The following is a 16753-nucleotide window of genomic DNA, read 5'->3' on the forward strand; positions in this document are numbered from 1 at the left end:
GCGTGACCACCGTCGCGCGCGTCGTCCTCGACTCGCCGCTCCCGCAGTTGGACCGTTTGTTCGACTACCGGGTGCCGGCCGAGATCGAGGACGACTGCGTCGCGGGGGTCCGCGTCAAGGTGCCGCTGCGCACCGGGGCCCGGATGTCCGACGGCTACGTGGTCGAGATCGTCACCGAGGGCGAGTACCCGGGGGAGCTCAGCCAGATCGAGGCCGTGCTGTCCCCGGTGCCCGTGCTCGCGCCGGAGATCTGGACCCTCGCGCGTGCCGTCGCCGACCGGGCCGCGGGTGTCGCCTCCGACGTCCTGCGCCTCGCCGTGCCACCGCGGCAGGTGCGCGCCGAGAAGGCCTGGCTCGCCCGTGACACCGCGTGGTCGCCGCCGCCGGTGACCGCCCCGCCCGTCACCGGCTACGCCGACGGCGTCCTGGAGGCCGTGGTGACGGAGCACGGACGCGCCGCGGTCGCCGCCGTGCCCCAGCCCGTGGCGGTGGGTGACGCGGACGCACCGGTCTGGGTGCCGGGATGGGCCGCGACGCTCGCCCAGGCCGCCGCACACACGGTGGCGGCCGAGCAGTCCGCGGTGATCGCCGTGCCGGACTTCCGCGACGTCATCGACCTCGAGCGTGCCCTGCTCGCGGTGCTGCCGCCGGAACGGGTGGTGCGGTTCGACGCCAAGCAGACGAACGGGCAGCGCGCGAAGGCCCTGCTGCAGGCCCGCACGCACCCGGTGGTCGCGATCGGCAACCGTACGGCGATGTACGCGCCGGCGACCGACCTCGGGCTGATCGCGATGTGGGACGACGGCGACGCCTCGTTCATCGAGCAGCGGGCCCCCTACGTGCACACGCGTGACGTGGCCCTGGTGCGGGCCGCCCAGTCCGGGGCCGCGCTGCTGTTCGTCTCGCACGCGCGCAGCACCGACGTGCAACGGCTGGTGGAGCTGCACTGGCTGCAGGACGTCGTGCCCTACCGCGTGAAGACGCCGAAGGTCATCCCCACCGTGCAGCAGACCGGGGCCGAGGGGTTCGCCGCACAGGCCCGCATCCCGAGCTCCGCCTGGCGTGCCGCGCGCGAGGCCAGCCAGCACGGTGCCGTCCTGGTGCAGGTCGCGAGCCCGGGCTTCGGTACGGGGCTGGTCTGCGCCGAGTGCGGCGAACGCGCGCACTGCCGGGTCTGCGGCGGGCCGCTCGGCAGCCCGCACCGCGGCGCCACGCCCCAGTGCCGGTTCTGCGGCGCACTGGCCGTCGGGTTCCGCTGCCCGACGTGCGGCAACGGCACCGTGAAGCCGGTCGGCCAGGGGGCACAGCGCACCGCGGAGGAGCTCGGGCGGGCGTTCCCCGGCACCCGGATCATCGTCGCGGACGGCTCCCGCCCGCTCGACGAGGTCCCCGCCAAGCCATCGGTCGTCGTCGCCACCCGTGGGGCCGAGCCGTCGGTGCCGGGCGGGTACGCCTGCGTGCTGCTGCTCGACGGCGAGAAGATGCTCGCCCGCGAAGGGCTGCGGGTGCAGGAGGACGTCTTGCGCTTCTGGACGAACGCGGCGGCGAAGTCGGCTCCCGGGGCCGAGGTGTACCTGGTCGGGATCGGTGGGCGGCTGGCGTCGGCGATGGCCTTGTGGCGGCTCGACGGTCCCGCGCACGACGAGCTCACCGACCGCCGCGAACTCCACTTCCCGCCGGCGGTGCGGGTGGCGACGATGACCGGCACCGACGAGGCCGTCACCGCTGCGGTCGAGGCCCTCGGCGACGCTGTCGTCGGTCCGGTGCTCGGCCCGGTCCCGGTCGAGGACGACACGTTGCCGGGCACGGTCCGGGCGATCGTGCGGTTCCCGTACGCGCACGGGGCCGAGGTCGCCGCGACGCTCAAGGCCGAGGTGATCCGGCGCTCGTCGACCCGGCGGGTGCTCAAGGGCGGCAACCGAAGACGGGCCGCTCCGACGCTGCGGGTGCGATTGGACGACGCGGAGCCGTTCTCCGAGGTCTGACCGCGCCCGGGTCCGTGTGGGCCCGGGCGCTGCACGACGCAGAACGACACCGCCGACGTCGTGCGACGTCGGCGGTGTCGTTCGGGGTCTGCCGCCGTGCGGCGACCGGCTGGTGCGGGTCGGTCAGGCGTTGGCGGGCCGGCGACGCTCGCGCGGCAGCACGACGCCGAGGGCGACCATGCCGATGGCGAGCACGAGGTGCAGCCAGTTGTCGGCGTTGTTCAGCGGGACGAAGTTCGCACCCGAGCTGTGGCCGGCGGTGAACAGGCCGTAGATCCACAGCACGAAGTAGACGATCCCGCCGAGCACCAGGTACATCCGCGAGCCGGAAGCGCGGCTGGCGGCGAGCAGTCCGACGACGCCGAACAGCAGGTGCACGATGTTGTGCAGCACGGACACCTGGAAGATGCCGAGCAGCATGCCCATCGACTCGTGTCCGGCCCCGGCCAGGTCGCCGGTCGTGATGCCGGGGACGAACCCGGCGATCCCGACGAGCAGGAACACGATGCCGACCACGAGGGCGGCCTTCTGGACGGACGAACCGGCGTAGCGGTTGGTGGCGGTGGTGACGTCGCTCATGGTGTCTCCTGATCTCAGCGCGGTTGCGCGGGGTTGGTGGGCACGCCGTGGGACGGCGGGTTGATCGTCGGACCGGCGGTGGCCGGCGTGACGTCCGCGGGTGCCGAGGCCCCCGCAGACGTCTCGGGGAGGTGCTCCGGCACGGAACCGGTCGGCTCCGCGCCACCGTCCAGGGCCTCGATCCGGTGACGGATCCGCTCCAGCACCGGCAACCGTGCGCCGTGGGCGTGCTCGTGGTCGAGCAGCACCTGGAGCTGGTCGCGGTCGAGGGCCGTCAGGTGCTCCGTCAGGTTGCCGAGCGGGACGTGGTCGAAGTCCGGGATGGGCAGGTCTCGGTCGGTCATGGTGCTCCTTCCGTCGATGCAGCCAGAACCTACGCAGCCCACGCTCTGCTGGTGCACAGGCAGAGCCGAGCACCGCGCCCTCCGGACAGGCGGTCGGGGTCGGGTGGGGCCGTCGGCGTGGGAGGATCGAACCCATGCGTCTCGTCGTCGCCGGCAGCCCCGCTGCGGCCGTCCCCACCCTCCGCCGTCTGGCGGCGTCCGACCACGAGATCGTCGCGGTGCTCACGCGGCCGGCCACCCCGCAGGGCCGGAAGCGTGTCCTCACCCCGACCCCGGTGGCCGTCGTCGCCGCGGAGCTCGGACTGCCGGTCATCGAGGCCTCGCGTGTCGACGACGCCGTCACCGCCCGGATCGCGGACCTCGACGTCGACCTCGGCGTGATCGTCGCCTACGGCGCACTGCTCCGCCGCCCGGCGCTCGACGCCCCGAGGCACGGGTGGATCAACCTGCACTTCTCCGACCTGCCGGCGTACCGCGGTGCGGCTCCCGTGCAGCGTGCGGTGATGGCTGGCGACACCCGGACCGCCGCCACGGTCTTCCAGCTGGTCGAGTCGCTCGACGCCGGCCCGGTCTACGCCGCCCTGCCCTTCGAGATCGACCCCGAAGCGACCTCGGGTGAGGTCCTCGCGGCGATGGCCGAGGTCGGCGCCGACGTGGTGGCGGACGTCGTGGACGCCATCGCCGCCGGCACCGCCGTCGCGACCGAGCAGTCCGGCGAGCCCACGCTCGCCCCGAAGCTCACGATCGACGACGGCCGCACCGACTTCGCCGCGCCCGCCGCCTCCGTGCACGCGCGGCTGCGCGGGGTCACGCCCGAGCCCGGCGCGTACGCCCACCTGGGCGAGACCCGCGTGAAGCTGCTCCGCAGCACGATCGAGCCTGGAGGCACGCAGGACCCCGCCCCGTCGCTCGCGCCCGGTGCGCTCGCACTCCACGGCGGTCGGCTGCTGGTCGGGACCGCCGACACTCCGCTGGTGCTGCTCGAGGTGCAGCCGGCGGGCAAGAAGGCGATGGACGCCGCCGCCTGGGCCCGTGGCCTCGGCGAACTGGACGGGAAGGTCCTCGCATGAGCCCCCAGACGAAGCCCCAGGGTGCCCGCCGCGGCCCGCGTCCGGCGAGTGCCCGCCGCGTGGCGTTCGACGTGCTCCGCGCCGTGCAGGTCGACGACGCCTACGCGAACCTGCTGCTGCCGACGCGCATCCGCCGCGCCGGGCTCACCGCCCGCGACGCCGGGTTCGCGACCGAACTCACCTACGGGTCGATCCGGATGCTCGGCCGCTACGACGTGATCATCGCGCTGGCATCCGGTCGCCGGGCCGAGAACATCGAGGCGGACGTCCTCGACGTGATGCGCCTCGGTGCGCACCAGCTGCTCGCCATGCGCACGCCGACGCACGCCGCCGTCGACGCCACGGTCGAGCTCGCCCGCGAGGTCGGTGCCCGCCGCGCGACCGGGTTCGTGAACGCCGTGATGCGCAAGATCGCCGCCCGCACCGACCAGGAGTGGGACGCCCTGATCACCGAGGGCCGTGCCGGGGACGCCCTGCTCGCCACCCGCTGGTCGCACCCGGTCTGGGTCGTCTCGGCGCTCCGCGACGCCCTGGCCGCCGAACGCTCCCGTGACGAGCTCGCCGCCCTGCTCGCCGCCGACAACGCCGCACCCCGGGTGCAGCTCGCGGCCCTGCCCGGACTCGCCACCGACGAGGACATCGCCACGGCGACCGCCCGCACCGCCCCGGACGACGACACCGACGCCGCGTTCGCCGACGCGACCGGTGCGGACGACGTGCCCGCGGCCCTGGTGCCCGTCGACGACGAACCGGAGGCCGACGGCGCGACCGGCACCGTGCCTCCCGTCCGGGCCGACGAGCCCGTCGTACAGGCGGACGCCGCGCCGGTGTCGCCCGTCGGCATCCGTGGCATCAGCGGCGACCCGGCGCGCGTGCCGGGCGTCGCCGCCGGACGCCTGCGCGTGCAGGACGAGGGGTCGCAGCTCGCCGCGCTGGCGCTGAGCCGCTCGTCGGACGTGCGTGCGGGGGAGCGGTGGCTCGACATGTGCGCCGGGCCCGGCGGCAAGGCCGCGCTGCTCGCCGCCGAGGCGCAGCAGGGCGGGGCGACCCTGGTCGCCAACGAGCTCGTGCCGGCCCGCGCCGGACTCGTGCGGAACGCCCTCGGCGTGTTCGGTGACCACGTGCGGGTCGTCGAGGGCGACGCCCGTCGGTACGGACGCGACGGCACCGGGATGACCTTCGACCGCATCCTGCTCGACGCCCCGTGCACCGGGCTCGGCGCGCTGCGTCGCCGGCCGGAGGCGCGCTGGCGGAAGCTCCCCGAGGACGTCGAGGAGCTCGCTGCCCTGCAGACCGAACTGCTCGACGCCGCCGTCCGGGTGCTCGCACCGGGCGGGACCCTGGCGTACGTGACCTGCTCGCCGCACCTGGCCGAGACCCGCGGGCAGGTCGACGCGCTGATGGGGCGGCACAGCGACCGGCTCGAGCAGCTCGACACTGCCACGATCGTCCGGGGTGTCGCCGCACGCGACCCCGAGATCGCCGACGGTGCCACGGCGCAGCTGTGGCCGCACCGCATCGGGACGGACGCGATGTTCATCGCGCTGTTCCGTCGCATCGTCTGACCACTCCGCCGACCGGGATCGGGCTCAGCGCGACCGTCGGTAGGCACTGCCGTCGCACGTGTGCACGGCCGTGTCGTCGAACAAGGTGCGCAGGTTGTACGCGGCGCAGTCCCGGAAGGTACCGATGCTGATCCACCGCGCCGAGCGGCGCAGCTCGCCTTTGGATGGGCCGTCCGAACCGATGCCGGCGCGGTGGACCGTCCAGGCGATGTCCTGCGCCTCGGCGTCGAGGTAGCGCATCACCGACTCGTTGTCCGCGTGCTGTCCGATGTACTCCCGCGCGAGCGTCGACCGGACGAGGCGGAGCACGGGCGCGAGCCGCTTGCCGGGAGGCGCACTCAGCCCACCGGCCTGGTAGAGCAGCCGCCGGGTGCCGCTCCGGCGCATGGCCGGCACGAGCGTGCGGACGAACGCGGTGTTGACCGGTCGCTCGCGCTGCGCGGCGACGTCCCCGAGCATCACGACCACGCCCGTCACGCCCTCGAGCAGCGCGTCGAGGTCGAGGCCGTCGGTGACCGAGCCCTGCACGACCTGCAGGTCGTCGTGCTGGACCGCCAGCTTCGACGGTGTCCGGACGACGGCGCGGACACGGTGTCCGGCATCGAGTGCGAGCCGGGTGAAGTGCTGGCCGGTCTGTCCGGTCGCGCCGAACACGAGCAGGTGCTGTCGAGGTGTCATCCACCCAATCTAGGCAATGACTAGAAAATAGGCAATGCCTAGTACCGCGATAGGCTCTCCCCATGCCGGATCGTCCCTTCCACCACGGGAACCTGCGGGCCGTGCTGCTCGACGAGGCCGTCCAGGTCCTGCGCGAGGACGGCGTCGACGGGTTGTCCCTCCGTGACCTGGCGCGGCGCGCCGGGGTCAGCCACGGTGCGCCGCGGAGCCACTTCGTCGACCGCCAGGCACTCCTCGACGCCCTCGCCGTGCTCGGTTTCGAGCGACTGACCACCGCGGTGCGCCGGGCCCTCTCCGGCTCGGGCGACCTCGACGACCGGTTCCGTCGGGTCGCCATGGCGTACGTCGACTTCGCCATCGACGACGCGGCGCTCATGGACCTCATGTTCCAGGCGTCGACGGCCGGCCGGTCCGGCCCCGTGCAGACCGCCGCCGAATCGCTGTTCGCCGTGCTCGACGGCGCGCTCGGAGCGTCCGCGCCGGAGCCCGGCGAGGACGCCCGGACCACCTTCAAGCTCCTGTTCGCCGCGACCATGCAGGGGATCGCGGGCCTCGTCGTGTCGCGCCGGATCGACCGCCCGCAGGGCGAGCGGCTGGTCGAAGCAGCACTCGGGACGATGCTCCGGTCCGACCTCGGCACGCGCGCCCTCGGCGACGGCTGACCCCGCCCCCGGACGGCGCCGCGCGCACCCGGGCAGCGCAGCCAGGCAGGCGCACGCCGGTAGGCTTGCCCGGTGACGATCCGCATCTCGCCGAGCATCCTGTCCGCCGACTTCGCGAACCTCGAGCGCGAACTCCAGCGCATCGAGACCGCCGACCTGGTGCACGTCGACGTGATGGACAACCACTTCGTCCCGAACCTGACGCTCGGGCTGCCGATCGTGCAGCGCCTGCAGCAGGTGTCGCCGGTGCCGCTCGACGTCCACCTGATGGTGACCGACGCCGACCGCAACGCGCCGAAGTACGCCGAGACGGGTGCGTCGAGCGTCACGTTCCACTTCGAGGCAGCCGACGACCCGGTGGCGACCGCCGCGGCGATCCGGTCGAACGGTGCCCGCGCCGCCGTCGCCGTGAAGCCCGGCACCCCGATCACGCAGGTGCTGCACCACCTCGACGCCTACGACATGATCCTGCTGATGACCGTCGAGCCCGGGTTCGGCGGCCAGTCCTTCATGCCGTCCGTGATGCCGAAGCTCGCCGACGCCCGCGCCGCCGTCGATGCCTCCGGGCTCGACGTGTGGCTCGAGGTGGACGGCGGGATCGCCGTCGACACCGTGCCCGAGGCCGTCCGGAGCGGTGCCGACACGCTGGTCGCGGGCTCCGCGGTGTACGGCGGCGAACCCGCCGCGCGCATCGCCGACCTGCGCGAGGCCGCCGCTCGGGCGCGCTCGTGACCGGGGGAGCGCCGGCCGGTACCGGTGTCACCGGGGCGACCACTGCCTCCCGTCCGGACGGTGCGTCGGCAGCGTCAGCGGAGACCGGTAGCCTGGACCCCGTGAAGACGTTCGACGACCTGTTCCAGGAGCTCACCGAGAAGGCGCGCACGCGCCCCGAGGGCTCCGGCACCGTCGCCGAACTGGACGCCGGCGTGCACCAGATCGGCAAGAAGATCGTGGAAGAAGCCGCCGAGGTCTGGATGGCGGCCGAGTACGAGGGCGACGAGCGCACCTCGGAGGAGATCTCGCAGCTGATCTACCACCTCCAGGTCCTCATGGTCGCCAAGGGGCTCACCCCGGCGGACGTCTGGCGACATCTGTAGGAAGCGCCGCCCGGCGCACCGACGACCGCCGACGACCCCACAGAAAGCAGACCCACTGATGCTCCGCATCGCCGTGCCCAACAAGGGCTCCCTGTCCGAGACCGCGTCCGACATGCTGCGGGAGGCCGGGTACGCCGGCCGCCGCGACCCGAAGGCGCTGCACCTGCTCGACGAGCGCAACGGCGTCGAGTTCTTCTTCCTCCGCCCGCGGGACATCGCCACGTACGTGGGGTCCGGCGCACTCGACGTCGGCATCACCGGCCGCGACCTGCTGCTCGACTCCGGGTCCGAGGCGCACGAGGTCGACGCGCTCGGCTTCGCCGACTCCACCTTCCGGTTCGCCGGCACGCCCGGTCGGTTCGCCTCGCTGCAGGACCTCGACGGCGTCCGGGTCGCCACGAGCTACCCCGGCCTGGTCGGTGCGTTCCTCGCCGAGCACGGGGTCAGCTCCACGCTCGTGAAGCTCGACGGCGCGGTCGAGAGTGCCGTGCGGCTCGGGGTCGCCGACGCCGTGGCCGACGTCGTGTCGACGGGCAGCACGCTCCGGCAGGCGGGCCTCGAGATCTTCGGCCCGGTGATCCTCGAGTCGACTGCCGTGCTCGTCTCCACCGACGAGACCATCCCGGGTATCGACGTCCTCCGCCGACGCCTGCAGGGCGTCCTCGTCGCCCGTGGCTACGTGATGCTCGACTACGACGTCCCCACGGCCCTGCTCGAGCAGGCGACCGCGGTGGCGTCCGGCATCGAGTCACCCACGGTGTCGCCGCTGCACGACCGCGACTGGGCGGCGGTCCGCGTGATGATCCCGCGCGACGACGCGAACCTCATCATGGACGCGCTCTACGACCTCGGCGCCCGGGCGATCCTCGTCAGCCCGATCCACGCCGCACGCCTGTGACCCCCGGTGGCGTGTCGGTTCGGGTCATCCCGTGCCTCGACGTCAAGGGCGGCCGCGTCGTCAAGGGCGTCAACTTCCTGGACCTGCAGGACGCCGGTGACCCCGTCGAGCTCGCGGCTCGGTACTACGAGCAGGGTGCCGACGAGCTGACCTTCCTGGACGTCGGCGCTACGGTCGAGAACCGGGCGACGATGTACGACACCGTGACCCGGACGGCCGAGCAGGTCTTCATCCCGCTCACCGTCGGCGGCGGGGTGCGCAGCGTCGACGACGTCTCGCGGCTGCAGCAGTGCGGCGCGGACAAGATCGGCGTGAACAGCGCGGCCATCGCCCGGCACGAGCTCATCGGCGAGATCGCCGACCGGTTCGGTGCCCAGGCCGTCGTGCTGTCGCTCGACGTCAAGCGCGCCGACCGGATGCCCTCGGGCTTCGTGGTCACCACCCACGGCGGGCGGACCGAGTCCGACCTCGACGCCATCGCGTGGGCACGCGAGGCCGTCGAGCGCGGCGCGGGGGAGCTGCTCGTCAACTCCATCGACGCCGACGGCACGAAGAACGGGTTCGACCTCGAACTCGTGGCCGCGGTGCGCGCCGTCTCGTCCGTCCCGGTGATCGCCTCGGGAGGCGCGGGTCGCGTCGAGCACTTCGCCCCGGCCGTCGACGCGGGTGCGGATGCAGTCCTCGCCGCCAGCGTCTTCCACCGTGGCGAGATGACCGTGGGGGACGTCAAGGCCGCGCTCCGCGCGACCGGCCACACCGTCCGCTGATCCGCCGCCGTAGGCTAGGAGCCTCATGACCGACAGCACCAGCACCGACACCGAGGCGGTCCTCGACCGCGCACACTTCGGTGCGGACGGCCTGCTCCCCGCCATCGTGCAGGAGGAATCGTCGAAGGACGTCCTCATGCTCGGCTACATGGACCGGGAAGCCCTCCGCCGCACCCTCACCGAAGGCCGTGTGACCTTCTGGTCGCGGTCGCGGAACGAGTACTGGCGGAAGGGCGACACGTCGGGACACGCCCAGTACGTCCGCGGTGCCGCGCTGGACTGCGACGACGACACGCTCCTCGTCACGGTGCAGCAGGTCGGGGCTGCGTGCCACACCGGTGCGCACCGGTGCTTCGACGTCGACCCGCTCGCGCCCGTGACCATGTCCGCCCCGGCGGACACGGCCGTGGAGCCGACCCGATGACCACCGCGACGATCTCCGAGACCCCGCACACGACCTCCCGACCGGAGTTCGACGGCCTGCTCGGCGACCACCGTGTCCTGCCGGTCGTCCGTGCGCTGTACGGCGACAGCGAGACGCCGGTCGGCGTCTACCGCAAGCTCGCCGACGGCCGCCCCGGGTCCTTCCTGCTCGAGTCCGCCGGCCAGGGCGGCCTGTGGTCGCGCTGGTCGTTCGTCGGCGTGCGGAGCTTCGGCGTCCTGACGCAGGACGGCGACCGCGCGGCCTGGATCGACACCGGCATCGACGCCGAGCGCGCCGTCGGGTCGCTCGACGGTGCCCCGCTCGAGGTCCTCGCGCGGTTGCACCAGCGCTGGGCGACGCCCCGCGTGCCCGGCTCGCCGCCGCTCGTCGGCGGCACCGTCGGCTTCATCGGGTGGGAGGCCGTTCGCCAGCTCGAGCACCTGCCGAACGTGCCGCCGGCCGACTTCGACGTGCCCGGACAGGCGCTGTCCTTCGTCTCAGAACTCGCCGCGCTCGACCACCGCACCGGTCTCGTGCTGCTCGTCGCGAGCGTGCTGAACGACGGCACCGACGACGCGGACACCCTCTGGGCGGACGCGCAGCAGCGACTCGACCGCATGCAGGGCGACCTGGTGCAGCCGAGCGTCGCGACCGTCGCCGAGGCCTTCGAGATCGCCGAGCCGGCCCCCACCCACCGCACGAGCCCGGCCGACTACATGGCGGCCGTCGAGCGCTCGAAGGGCTTCATCCGCGACGGTGACGTGTTCCAGGTCGTCATCTCGCAGCGGTTCGACCACGAGGTCACGGCGGACCCGCTCGACGTCTACCGGGTGCTCCGGACGCTGAACCCGAGTCCGTACATGTACTTCCTCGCCCTCGCGGACACCGCCGACGAGCGGTTCTGGATCGTCGGCGCATCGCCGGAGGCGCTGGTGAAGGTGCAGGGCGACCGCGCCATCACGCACCCGATCGCCGGGTCCCGCCCGCGAGGTGCGACCCCGGAAGCGGACGTCAACCTCGGCGAGGACCTGCTCGGCGACCCGAAGGAGCGCGCCGAGCACCTGATGCTCGTCGACCTCGCCCGCAACGACCTGCAGAAGGTGTGCGAGCCGGGTACCGTCAGCGTCACCGAGTTCATGACCGTCGAGCGGTTCAGCCACATCATGCACCTGGTGTCGAGCGTCGAGGGGCGGGTGCGTCCCGACGCCTCGGCGATCGACGTGTTCCGCGCGACGTTCCCGGCAGGCACGCTCTCGGGCGCGCCGAAGCCGCGTGCGCTGCAGATCATCGACGAGCTCGAGCCGGCGAAGCGCGGTGCGTACGCCGGTGTCGTCGGGTACTTCGACTTCGCCGGTGACGCCGACCTGGCGATCGCGATCCGCACCGCCCTGATCAAGGACGGCGTGGCCCGCGTGCAGGCCGGTGCCGGACTCGTGGCGGACTCCGACCCGGAGACCGAGCACGTCGAGGCGGTCAACAAGGCCGCTGCCCCACTGCGTGCCGTCGCCACGGCCAACCGGATGCGCGAGGTCCGCTCGTGAAGCGCTCGCGTCCGATCGTCGTCGTCGCCGGGCTCCTGGTCGCCGGCGTCATCATGCTCGCCTGGACCCAGACCTGGTTCACCGTCCGCCTGCACGCGGGTGCCGCCGTCACCTCGACGGTCTCGGCCGACGGGGCGGCGGTCGTGCCGCAGTACACCGCGCTGGCGATCGCGAGCCTGGCGCTCTTCCTGGCGATGACCATCGCGGGACGGGTGCTGCGCATCGTGCTCGCCGCCGTCGAGATCCTGCTCGGCCTCGGCGTGGTCGTCAGCGGCATCACCGCCCTCGGCGACCCGATCGCCGCTGCGCGCGGCGCCGTCGGCGAGGTCGCCGGGGTCAGTGACCTCGGCGCCGTCCGCGGTGTCGTGTCGAGCGTCTCCGTGAGCCCGTGGCCCGCCGTCGGGATCGCGGGCGGCGTGCTCGCCGTGCTGCTCGGCGTGGTCGTCATCGTGGTCCAGCGGGCCTGGCCCGGCCCGAGCCGGAAGTACGGCGCCGCGACCGCCGGAGCCGCCGCAGCAGCACGTGCAGCAGCACCCGTCCAGCGCGACGCGGTCGTCGACTGGGACGACCTGAGCGCGGGCGTTGACCCGACCACCGCCGACGGCGCGGGCGCGGGGGCACCGAGTGACGACACGGTAGGATCGACAGGGCGTCGCTCGACCGACGACGCCGGAGCAGAACGAGGAGCACCGTGAGCAACACTGAGCCCGCAGAACTCGGCGAAGGCCACTCGCCGGCCGCCTGGACCGCCGTCGTGATCATGCTGATCGGATTCGCGGCAGGCACGCTGTTCTTCTGGTTCGACCAGCCGTGGGGCGTCTGGGCCTCCGCTGGCGTCGTCCTCATCGGCCTCATCGTCGGTGGCGTGATGAAGAAGGCCGGCTACGGCGTCGACGGTCCGAAGTTCGTCCCCAAGCACCACGGCGAGTAGGGGTCTCCCGATGCCGAACGTGCTCGAGACCCTCGTCGCGGGCGCGCTCGAGGACGCCGCCGCCCGTCGTGTCGACCGTCCGTACTCGGACGTCGAACGCGACCTCGACCGGGTGGCGTCGCCGCTCGACGCCCTCGCGTTCCTCAGCCCGGGTGACCGGGTGAAGATCATCGCCGAGGTCAAGCGCGCCAGCCCGTCCCGCGGGTCGATGGCCGCGATCGCCGACCCGGCCGCCCTCGCCGCCGACTACGAGCGTGGCGGGGCCTCGACGATCAGCGTCCTGACCGAGGGCCGCAAGTTCCTCGGCAGCCTCGCCGACCTCGAAGCCGTGAAGGCCCGCGTCGGGGTGCCCGTGCTGCGCAAGGACTTCATCGCCGACCCGTACCAGGTGATCGAGGCCCGGGCGTCCGGTGCCGACGTCGTGCTGCTCATCGTGGCGGCGCTCGAGCAGGCCCGTCTTGTCGAGCTGCACACCCTGGCCGAAGAACTCGGCATGCGCGTGCTGGTCGAGGCGCACTCCGGTGACGAGGTCACGCGTGGCCTCGACGCCGGTGCCCGCATCCTCGGCGTCAACGCGCGGGACCTCACCGACTTCTCGCTCGACCGCGACCTGTTCGGGTCGCTCGCCGACCGCATCCCCGACGGGGTCGTGCGTGTCGCCGAGTCCGCGGTCTCCGGTCCGGCCGACGTCGCCCACTACCGTGCGGCGGGCGCCGACGTCGTGCTGGTCGGCGAAGCGCTCGTGACGGGTGACGACCCCGCCGCGACCCTGGCGTCGTTCGTCGACGCCGCCGACCGGGCCTGACCGGCTCCGCCCACGCATCGAGGCCGCCGACCGCGGCCGCACGTTCCACCCGTCCGACGCGGCCGACCGGCCGCGTCGGACTCGTCCCGGGAGACACATCGTGACCTCACTCCGCGACCTGCACGGCCCCTACTTCGGTGACTTCGGCGGACGCTTCGTCCCCGAGTCCCTCGTCCTCGCGCTCGACGAGCTCGAGGCCGCCTTCCGCCAGGCCTGGGCGGACCCGGCGTTCCGTGCGGAGCTCGACGAGCTGCAGCGCGACTACACCGGTCGCCCCTCGATCATCACCGAGGTGCCGCGCTTCGCGAAGCACGCCGGTGGCGCCCGGGTCATCCTGAAGCGCGAGGACCTGAACCACACCGGGTCCCACAAGATCAACAACGTCCTCGGCCAGGCACTCGTCGCCCGTCGGCTCGGCAAGACCCGCCTGATCGCGGAGACCGGTGCCGGCCAGCACGGCGTCGCCACCGCGACCGCCGCAGCCCTGTTCGGCATGGAGTGCGTCGTCTACATGGGTGCCGTGGACACCGAGCGACAGGCCCTCAACGTGGCCCGGATGCGCCTGCTCGGTGCCGAGGTGATCCCGGTCGAGACCGGTTCGCGCACCCTGAAGGACGCCATCAACGACGCCCTGCGCGACTGGGTCGCCAACGTCGAGTCGACGCACTACCTGCTCGGCACGGTCGCCGGTCCGCACCCGTTCCCCGAGATGGTGCGCGAGTTCCACAAGGTCATCGGCGAGGAAGCGCGCCAGCAGGTCCTCGACCGCGTCGGTCGTCTGCCGGACGCCGTCGCAGCGTGCGTCGGCGGCGGCTCGAACGCGATGGGCATCTTCGAGGCGTTCCTCGACGACGAGTCCGTCGCACTGCACGGCTTCGAGGCCGGGGGCGACGGCGTCGAGACCGGTCGGCACGCGGCGAGCATCACGCTCGGTCGCGAGGGCGTCCTGCAGGGCGCGAAGTCGTACCTGATGCAGGACGAGGACGGCCAGACGATCGAGAGCCACAGCATCTCCGCCGGACTCGACTACCCGAGCGTCGGACCGGAGCACGCGTACCTGGCGTCGATCGGCCGCGCGAAGTACCAGCCGATCACCGACACCGAGGCCATGGAGGCGTTCCGCCTGCTGAGCCAGACCGAGGGCATCATCCCGGCGATCGAGTCGTCCCACGCCCTCGCCGGTGCGATGAAGCTCGGCAAGGAGCTCGGCCCCGAGGGCGTCGTGCTCGTGAACCTGTCCGGCCGCGGTGACAAGGACGTCGCGTCCGCCAGTCGCTACTTCGGCATCCTCGACGAGAACGCGGTGCAGCTGTGACCACGAACAAGACCGTCGCCCAGACGATCGACGCCGCCAACGCCGAGCGCGCCGGAGCCGTCGTCGGCTACCTGCCCGCCGGGTACCCGAACCTGCAGACCAGCGTCGACGCAGCCGTCGCCCTCGCCGAGAACGGGGTGGACGTCATCGAGTTCGGTCTGCCGTACTCCGACCCCGTGATGGACGGGCCCGTGATCCAGCGGGCAGCCGAGGAGAGCCTGGCGAACGGCTTCCGGGTCGCACAGGTCTTCGACGCCGTGCAGCAGATCACTGAACGGGCCGACGTGCCGGTCCTCGTCATGACCTACTGGAACCCGGTGCTGCGCTACGGCGTGGACCGCTTCGCCGACGACCTCGTCGCCGCCGGTGCCGCCGGCCTCATCACGCCCGACCTCATCCCCGACGAGGCCTCCGCGTGGACCGAGGCCTCGGAGCGGACCGGGCTCGACCGGGTCTTCCTCGCCGCGCCGTCCTCGTCGGACGAGCGCATGCGCCAGGCGGTCGAGGCCAGCCGTGGGTTCGTGTACGCCGTCTCGACGATGGGTGTGACCGGTGCCCGGGTCGGCGTCGACGTCGCCGCACGCACGGTGGTGTCGCGTCTGCGCGACGCCGGGGTCGAGCGCACCTGCGTCGGTCTCGGGATCTCGACGGCCGAGCAGGTCGGTGAGGTCCTCGAATACGCCGACGGTGCCATCGTCGGGTCCGCGTTCGTCCGAGCGCTGGCCGACCTCGGTGTGCAGGGTGTGGCCGACCGTGCCGCCGACCTCGCCACCGGCGCCCGCCGCCGCTAGTCCAGTTCCTGTCCGGCCCGCGAGCCGCGCTACAGTGAGCGAGGCCGACGCGACGTCGACCGCGCCCCGTCAGTTCCGAAAGGCGACAGCACCTCCATGCCCCTCCTGAGCATCCCGAGCCCGAGCACCGCCTGGCAGTACTTCGACCTGACCGCCTGGCTGCGCGACGCGTTCGGCTGGTCGCTGCCCCTCGACTTCCGCATCCACGCGTACGCGATCTGCATCCTGATCGGGATCGTGGCCGCGGTCGTCCTGGCGAACCGACGACTCAACGCCCGTGGCGTCGAGCGCTGGATCATCATCGACATCGCGATCTGGGCCGTGCCCGCCGGCATCATCGGCGGTCGTCTCTTCCACGTGTTCACCCACGTGTCCGACTACTTCGGCCCCGGCATCGACCCACTGTCCTTCCTGTACATCTGGGAGGGCGGGCTCGCCATCTTCGGGGCGCTCATCCTCGGGTCGGTCGGTGCGTGGATCGGCTGCCGTCAGGTGGGCCTGCGGTTCACGTCGTTCATCGACGCGGTCGTGCCGGGCGTCCTGCTCGCACAGGCCTTCGGTCGCCTGGGCAACTACTTCAACCAGGAGCTCTTCGGCATGCCGACGAGCCTGCCCTGGGGCCTCGAGATCGACTCGAGCAACGCCGCGTTCCCGAAGGGCCTGCCCGAGGGCACGCTGTTCCACCCGACGTTCCTGTACGAGATCATCTGGAACGTCCTCGGTGTCGTCGTCATCCTCTTCCTGGCGCGCAAGTTCACGCTGCAGTGGGGCAAGGTCCTCGGCCTGTACCTGATCTGGTACGGCGCCGGGCGCTCGGTGCTCGAGTCCATCCGCGTCGACACGAGCGAGACCTTCTTCGGCGTCCGCACCAACGTGTGGGTGGCCCTCGCCGCGGTCGTGATCGGCATCCTGATCTTCGTGGTGCAGAGCCGCCGGCACACCGGCAAGGAGCCGAGCCCGTACCTGCCTGGTCGCGGGCCCCGTCCGACCTCCGTTGTAGACTCCGAGGACACCTTCTCGGAGCACGATGACGACGCAGCAGACGGCGTCACGAGCGACGAACCGGTCACGACCACTCGCTGATCCCGTGGTGGGAGCACCCGCTCCCGACGACCACCGGTCACGTGCAGCACCAGCAGCAGCAGCAGCAGCACCAGACGGTCCCCGCCACAAGCGGGGCCCAGCAACCTCGCCGGCCGGCAGGGCAACTCACTGACGGCGGGCACGGGCACCAGTCCCGCCCGCTCGGGCGGAACGCACCACCGGGCCACCGCTGTCCCTGTTCCACTTCCTCGTGAGGA

At 72.6% G+C, this 16753-nt stretch carries 19 protein-coding genes; 16 read left to right on the forward strand and 3 right to left on the reverse strand.

Features of this window, described 5'->3' with window-relative positions; genetic code table 11:
- Positions 1–2: 2 nt before the first annotated feature.
- A complete protein-coding gene (locus DEJ06_RS08950; protein ID WP_111039080.1) occupies positions 3–1985 on the forward strand; it encodes a primosomal protein N' in 1983 nt (660 codons plus the stop codon).
- A 123-nt stretch (positions 1986–2108) separates the two neighbouring features.
- Here the strand turns inward: DEJ06_RS08950 and DEJ06_RS08955 are convergent, their stop codons facing one another.
- Together DEJ06_RS08955 and DEJ06_RS08960 are read right to left on the reverse strand one after the other, a co-directional pair.
- Positions 2109–2564, reverse strand: coding sequence for a DUF4383 domain-containing protein (locus DEJ06_RS08955; RefSeq protein WP_111039081.1), 456 nt, complete (start codon positions 2562–2564; stop codon positions 2109–2111).
- 14 nt (positions 2565–2578) lie between these two features.
- Positions 2579–2908, reverse strand: a complete 330-nt coding sequence (locus DEJ06_RS08960; RefSeq protein ID WP_111039082.1) for a hypothetical protein — start codon at positions 2906–2908, stop codon at positions 2579–2581.
- A 134-nt stretch (positions 2909–3042) separates the two neighbouring features.
- Between DEJ06_RS08960 and fmt the strand changes: the two genes are divergently transcribed.
- Positions 3043–3978: a methionyl-tRNA formyltransferase gene (gene fmt / locus DEJ06_RS08965; protein ID WP_071244762.1), complete on the forward strand. Its 936-nt coding sequence runs from the start codon at positions 3043–3045 to the stop codon at positions 3976–3978.
- Positions 3975–5543: an RsmB/NOP family class I SAM-dependent RNA methyltransferase gene (locus tag DEJ06_RS08970; RefSeq protein WP_258372413.1), complete on the forward strand. Its 1569-nt coding sequence runs from the start codon at positions 3975–3977 to the stop codon at positions 5541–5543. Before fmt ends, DEJ06_RS08970 begins: the two co-directional genes overlap by 4 nt.
- A gap of 24 nt (positions 5544–5567) precedes the next feature.
- Here the strand turns inward: DEJ06_RS08970 and DEJ06_RS08975 are convergent, their stop codons facing one another.
- Positions 5568–6221, reverse strand: coding sequence for an NAD(P)-dependent oxidoreductase (locus DEJ06_RS08975; RefSeq protein WP_027465731.1), 654 nt, complete (start codon positions 6219–6221; stop codon positions 5568–5570).
- Between the two features lie 62 nt (positions 6222–6283).
- Between DEJ06_RS08975 and DEJ06_RS08980 the strand changes: the two genes are divergently transcribed.
- From DEJ06_RS08980 to lgt, 13 genes are all read left to right on the forward strand, one after another.
- A complete protein-coding gene (locus tag DEJ06_RS08980; protein ID WP_111039083.1) occupies positions 6284–6883 on the forward strand; it encodes a TetR/AcrR family transcriptional regulator in 600 nt (199 codons plus the stop codon).
- Between the two features lie 72 nt (positions 6884–6955).
- A complete protein-coding gene (rpe, locus tag DEJ06_RS08985) occupies positions 6956–7615 on the forward strand; it encodes a ribulose-phosphate 3-epimerase (protein WP_111029262.1) in 660 nt (219 codons plus the stop codon).
- Between the two features lie 101 nt (positions 7616–7716).
- Complete coding sequence (locus tag DEJ06_RS08990) at positions 7717–7980, forward strand: phosphoribosyl-ATP diphosphatase (RefSeq protein WP_027465728.1); 264 nt, start codon at positions 7717–7719, stop codon at positions 7978–7980.
- Between the two features lie 58 nt (positions 7981–8038).
- The gene (hisG, locus tag DEJ06_RS08995; RefSeq protein WP_027465727.1) at positions 8039–8878 is read left to right on the forward strand and encodes an ATP phosphoribosyltransferase; all 840 of its coding nucleotides are present in this window, start codon (positions 8039–8041) and stop codon (positions 8876–8878) included.
- 11 nt (positions 8879–8889) lie between these two features.
- Positions 8890–9645: an imidazole glycerol phosphate synthase subunit HisF gene (gene hisF / locus DEJ06_RS09000; RefSeq protein WP_258372414.1), complete on the forward strand. Its 756-nt coding sequence runs from the start codon at positions 8890–8892 to the stop codon at positions 9643–9645.
- Between the two features lie 25 nt (positions 9646–9670).
- Positions 9671–10069: a phosphoribosyl-AMP cyclohydrolase gene (gene hisI, locus DEJ06_RS09005; protein ID WP_110864563.1), complete on the forward strand. Its 399-nt coding sequence runs from the start codon at positions 9671–9673 to the stop codon at positions 10067–10069.
- Positions 10066–11610, forward strand: coding sequence for an anthranilate synthase component I (locus tag DEJ06_RS09010; protein ID WP_111039085.1), 1545 nt, complete (start codon positions 10066–10068; stop codon positions 11608–11610). The genes hisI and DEJ06_RS09010 overlap by 4 nt, the downstream gene beginning before the upstream one ends.
- Positions 11607–12305, forward strand: a complete 699-nt coding sequence (locus DEJ06_RS09015) for a Trp biosynthesis-associated membrane protein (protein WP_110858960.1) — start codon at positions 11607–11609, stop codon at positions 12303–12305. Before DEJ06_RS09010 ends, DEJ06_RS09015 begins: the two co-directional genes overlap by 4 nt.
- On the forward strand, positions 12302–12541 hold the full coding sequence (locus tag DEJ06_RS09020) for an HGxxPAAW family protein (protein ID WP_017887200.1): 240 nt from the start codon (positions 12302–12304) through the stop codon (positions 12539–12541). The genes DEJ06_RS09015 and DEJ06_RS09020 overlap by 4 nt, the downstream gene beginning before the upstream one ends.
- A gap of 19 nt (positions 12542–12560) precedes the next feature.
- Positions 12561–13346, forward strand: a complete 786-nt coding sequence (trpC, locus tag DEJ06_RS09025) for an indole-3-glycerol phosphate synthase TrpC (RefSeq protein WP_111039113.1) — start codon at positions 12561–12563, stop codon at positions 13344–13346.
- 100 nt (positions 13347–13446) lie between these two features.
- Positions 13447–14661 (forward strand): tryptophan synthase subunit beta, encoded by a 1215-nt coding sequence (gene trpB, locus DEJ06_RS09030; RefSeq protein WP_071244754.1) that lies wholly within the window; start codon positions 13447–13449, stop codon positions 14659–14661.
- The gene (gene trpA, locus DEJ06_RS09035) at positions 14658–15452 is read left to right on the forward strand and encodes a tryptophan synthase subunit alpha (protein ID WP_071403730.1); all 795 of its coding nucleotides are present in this window, start codon (positions 14658–14660) and stop codon (positions 15450–15452) included. Before trpB ends, trpA begins: the two co-directional genes overlap by 4 nt.
- Before the next feature lie 96 nt (positions 15453–15548).
- Entirely contained in the window at positions 15549–16535 is a 987-nt protein-coding gene (gene lgt, locus DEJ06_RS09040) for a prolipoprotein diacylglyceryl transferase (RefSeq protein WP_071244753.1), read from the forward strand.
- Positions 16536–16753: the final 218 nt, after the last annotated feature.

This window comes from Curtobacterium sp. MCLR17_051 (assembly GCF_003234395.1).
Classification (GTDB): domain Bacteria; phylum Actinomycetota; class Actinomycetes; order Actinomycetales; family Microbacteriaceae; genus Curtobacterium; species Curtobacterium flaccumfaciens.

Bases quoted from the DNA above. Each gene is read 5' to 3' on its own strand.
- DEJ06_RS08980 (WP_111039083.1), top strand. From the start codon at position 6,284: ATGCCGGATCGTCCCTTCCACCACGGGAACCTGCGGGCCGTGCTGCTC.
- hisG (WP_027465727.1), top strand. From the start codon at position 8,039: ATGCTCCGCATCGCCGTGCCCAACAAGGGCTCCCTGTCCGAGACCGCG.
- DEJ06_RS09010 (WP_111039085.1), top strand. From the start codon at position 10,066: ATGACCACCGCGACGATCTCCGAGACCCCGCACACGACCTCCCGACCG.
- DEJ06_RS08975 (WP_027465731.1), bottom strand. From the start codon at position 6,221: ATGACACCTCGACAGCACCTGCTCGTGTTCGGCGCGACCGGACAGACC.
- DEJ06_RS08960 (WP_111039082.1), bottom strand. From the start codon at position 2,908: ATGACCGACCGAGACCTGCCCATCCCGGACTTCGACCACGTCCCGCTC.
- DEJ06_RS08970 (WP_258372413.1), top strand. From the start codon at position 3,975: ATGAGCCCCCAGACGAAGCCCCAGGGTGCCCGCCGCGGCCCGCGTCCG.
- fmt (WP_071244762.1), top strand. From the start codon at position 3,043: ATGCGTCTCGTCGTCGCCGGCAGCCCCGCTGCGGCCGTCCCCACCCTC.
- DEJ06_RS08955 (WP_111039081.1), bottom strand. From the start codon at position 2,564: ATGAGCGACGTCACCACCGCCACCAACCGCTACGCCGGTTCGTCCGTC.
- lgt (WP_071244753.1), top strand. From the start codon at position 15,549: ATGCCCCTCCTGAGCATCCCGAGCCCGAGCACCGCCTGGCAGTACTTC.
- hisI (WP_110864563.1), top strand. From the start codon at position 9,671: ATGACCGACAGCACCAGCACCGACACCGAGGCGGTCCTCGACCGCGCA.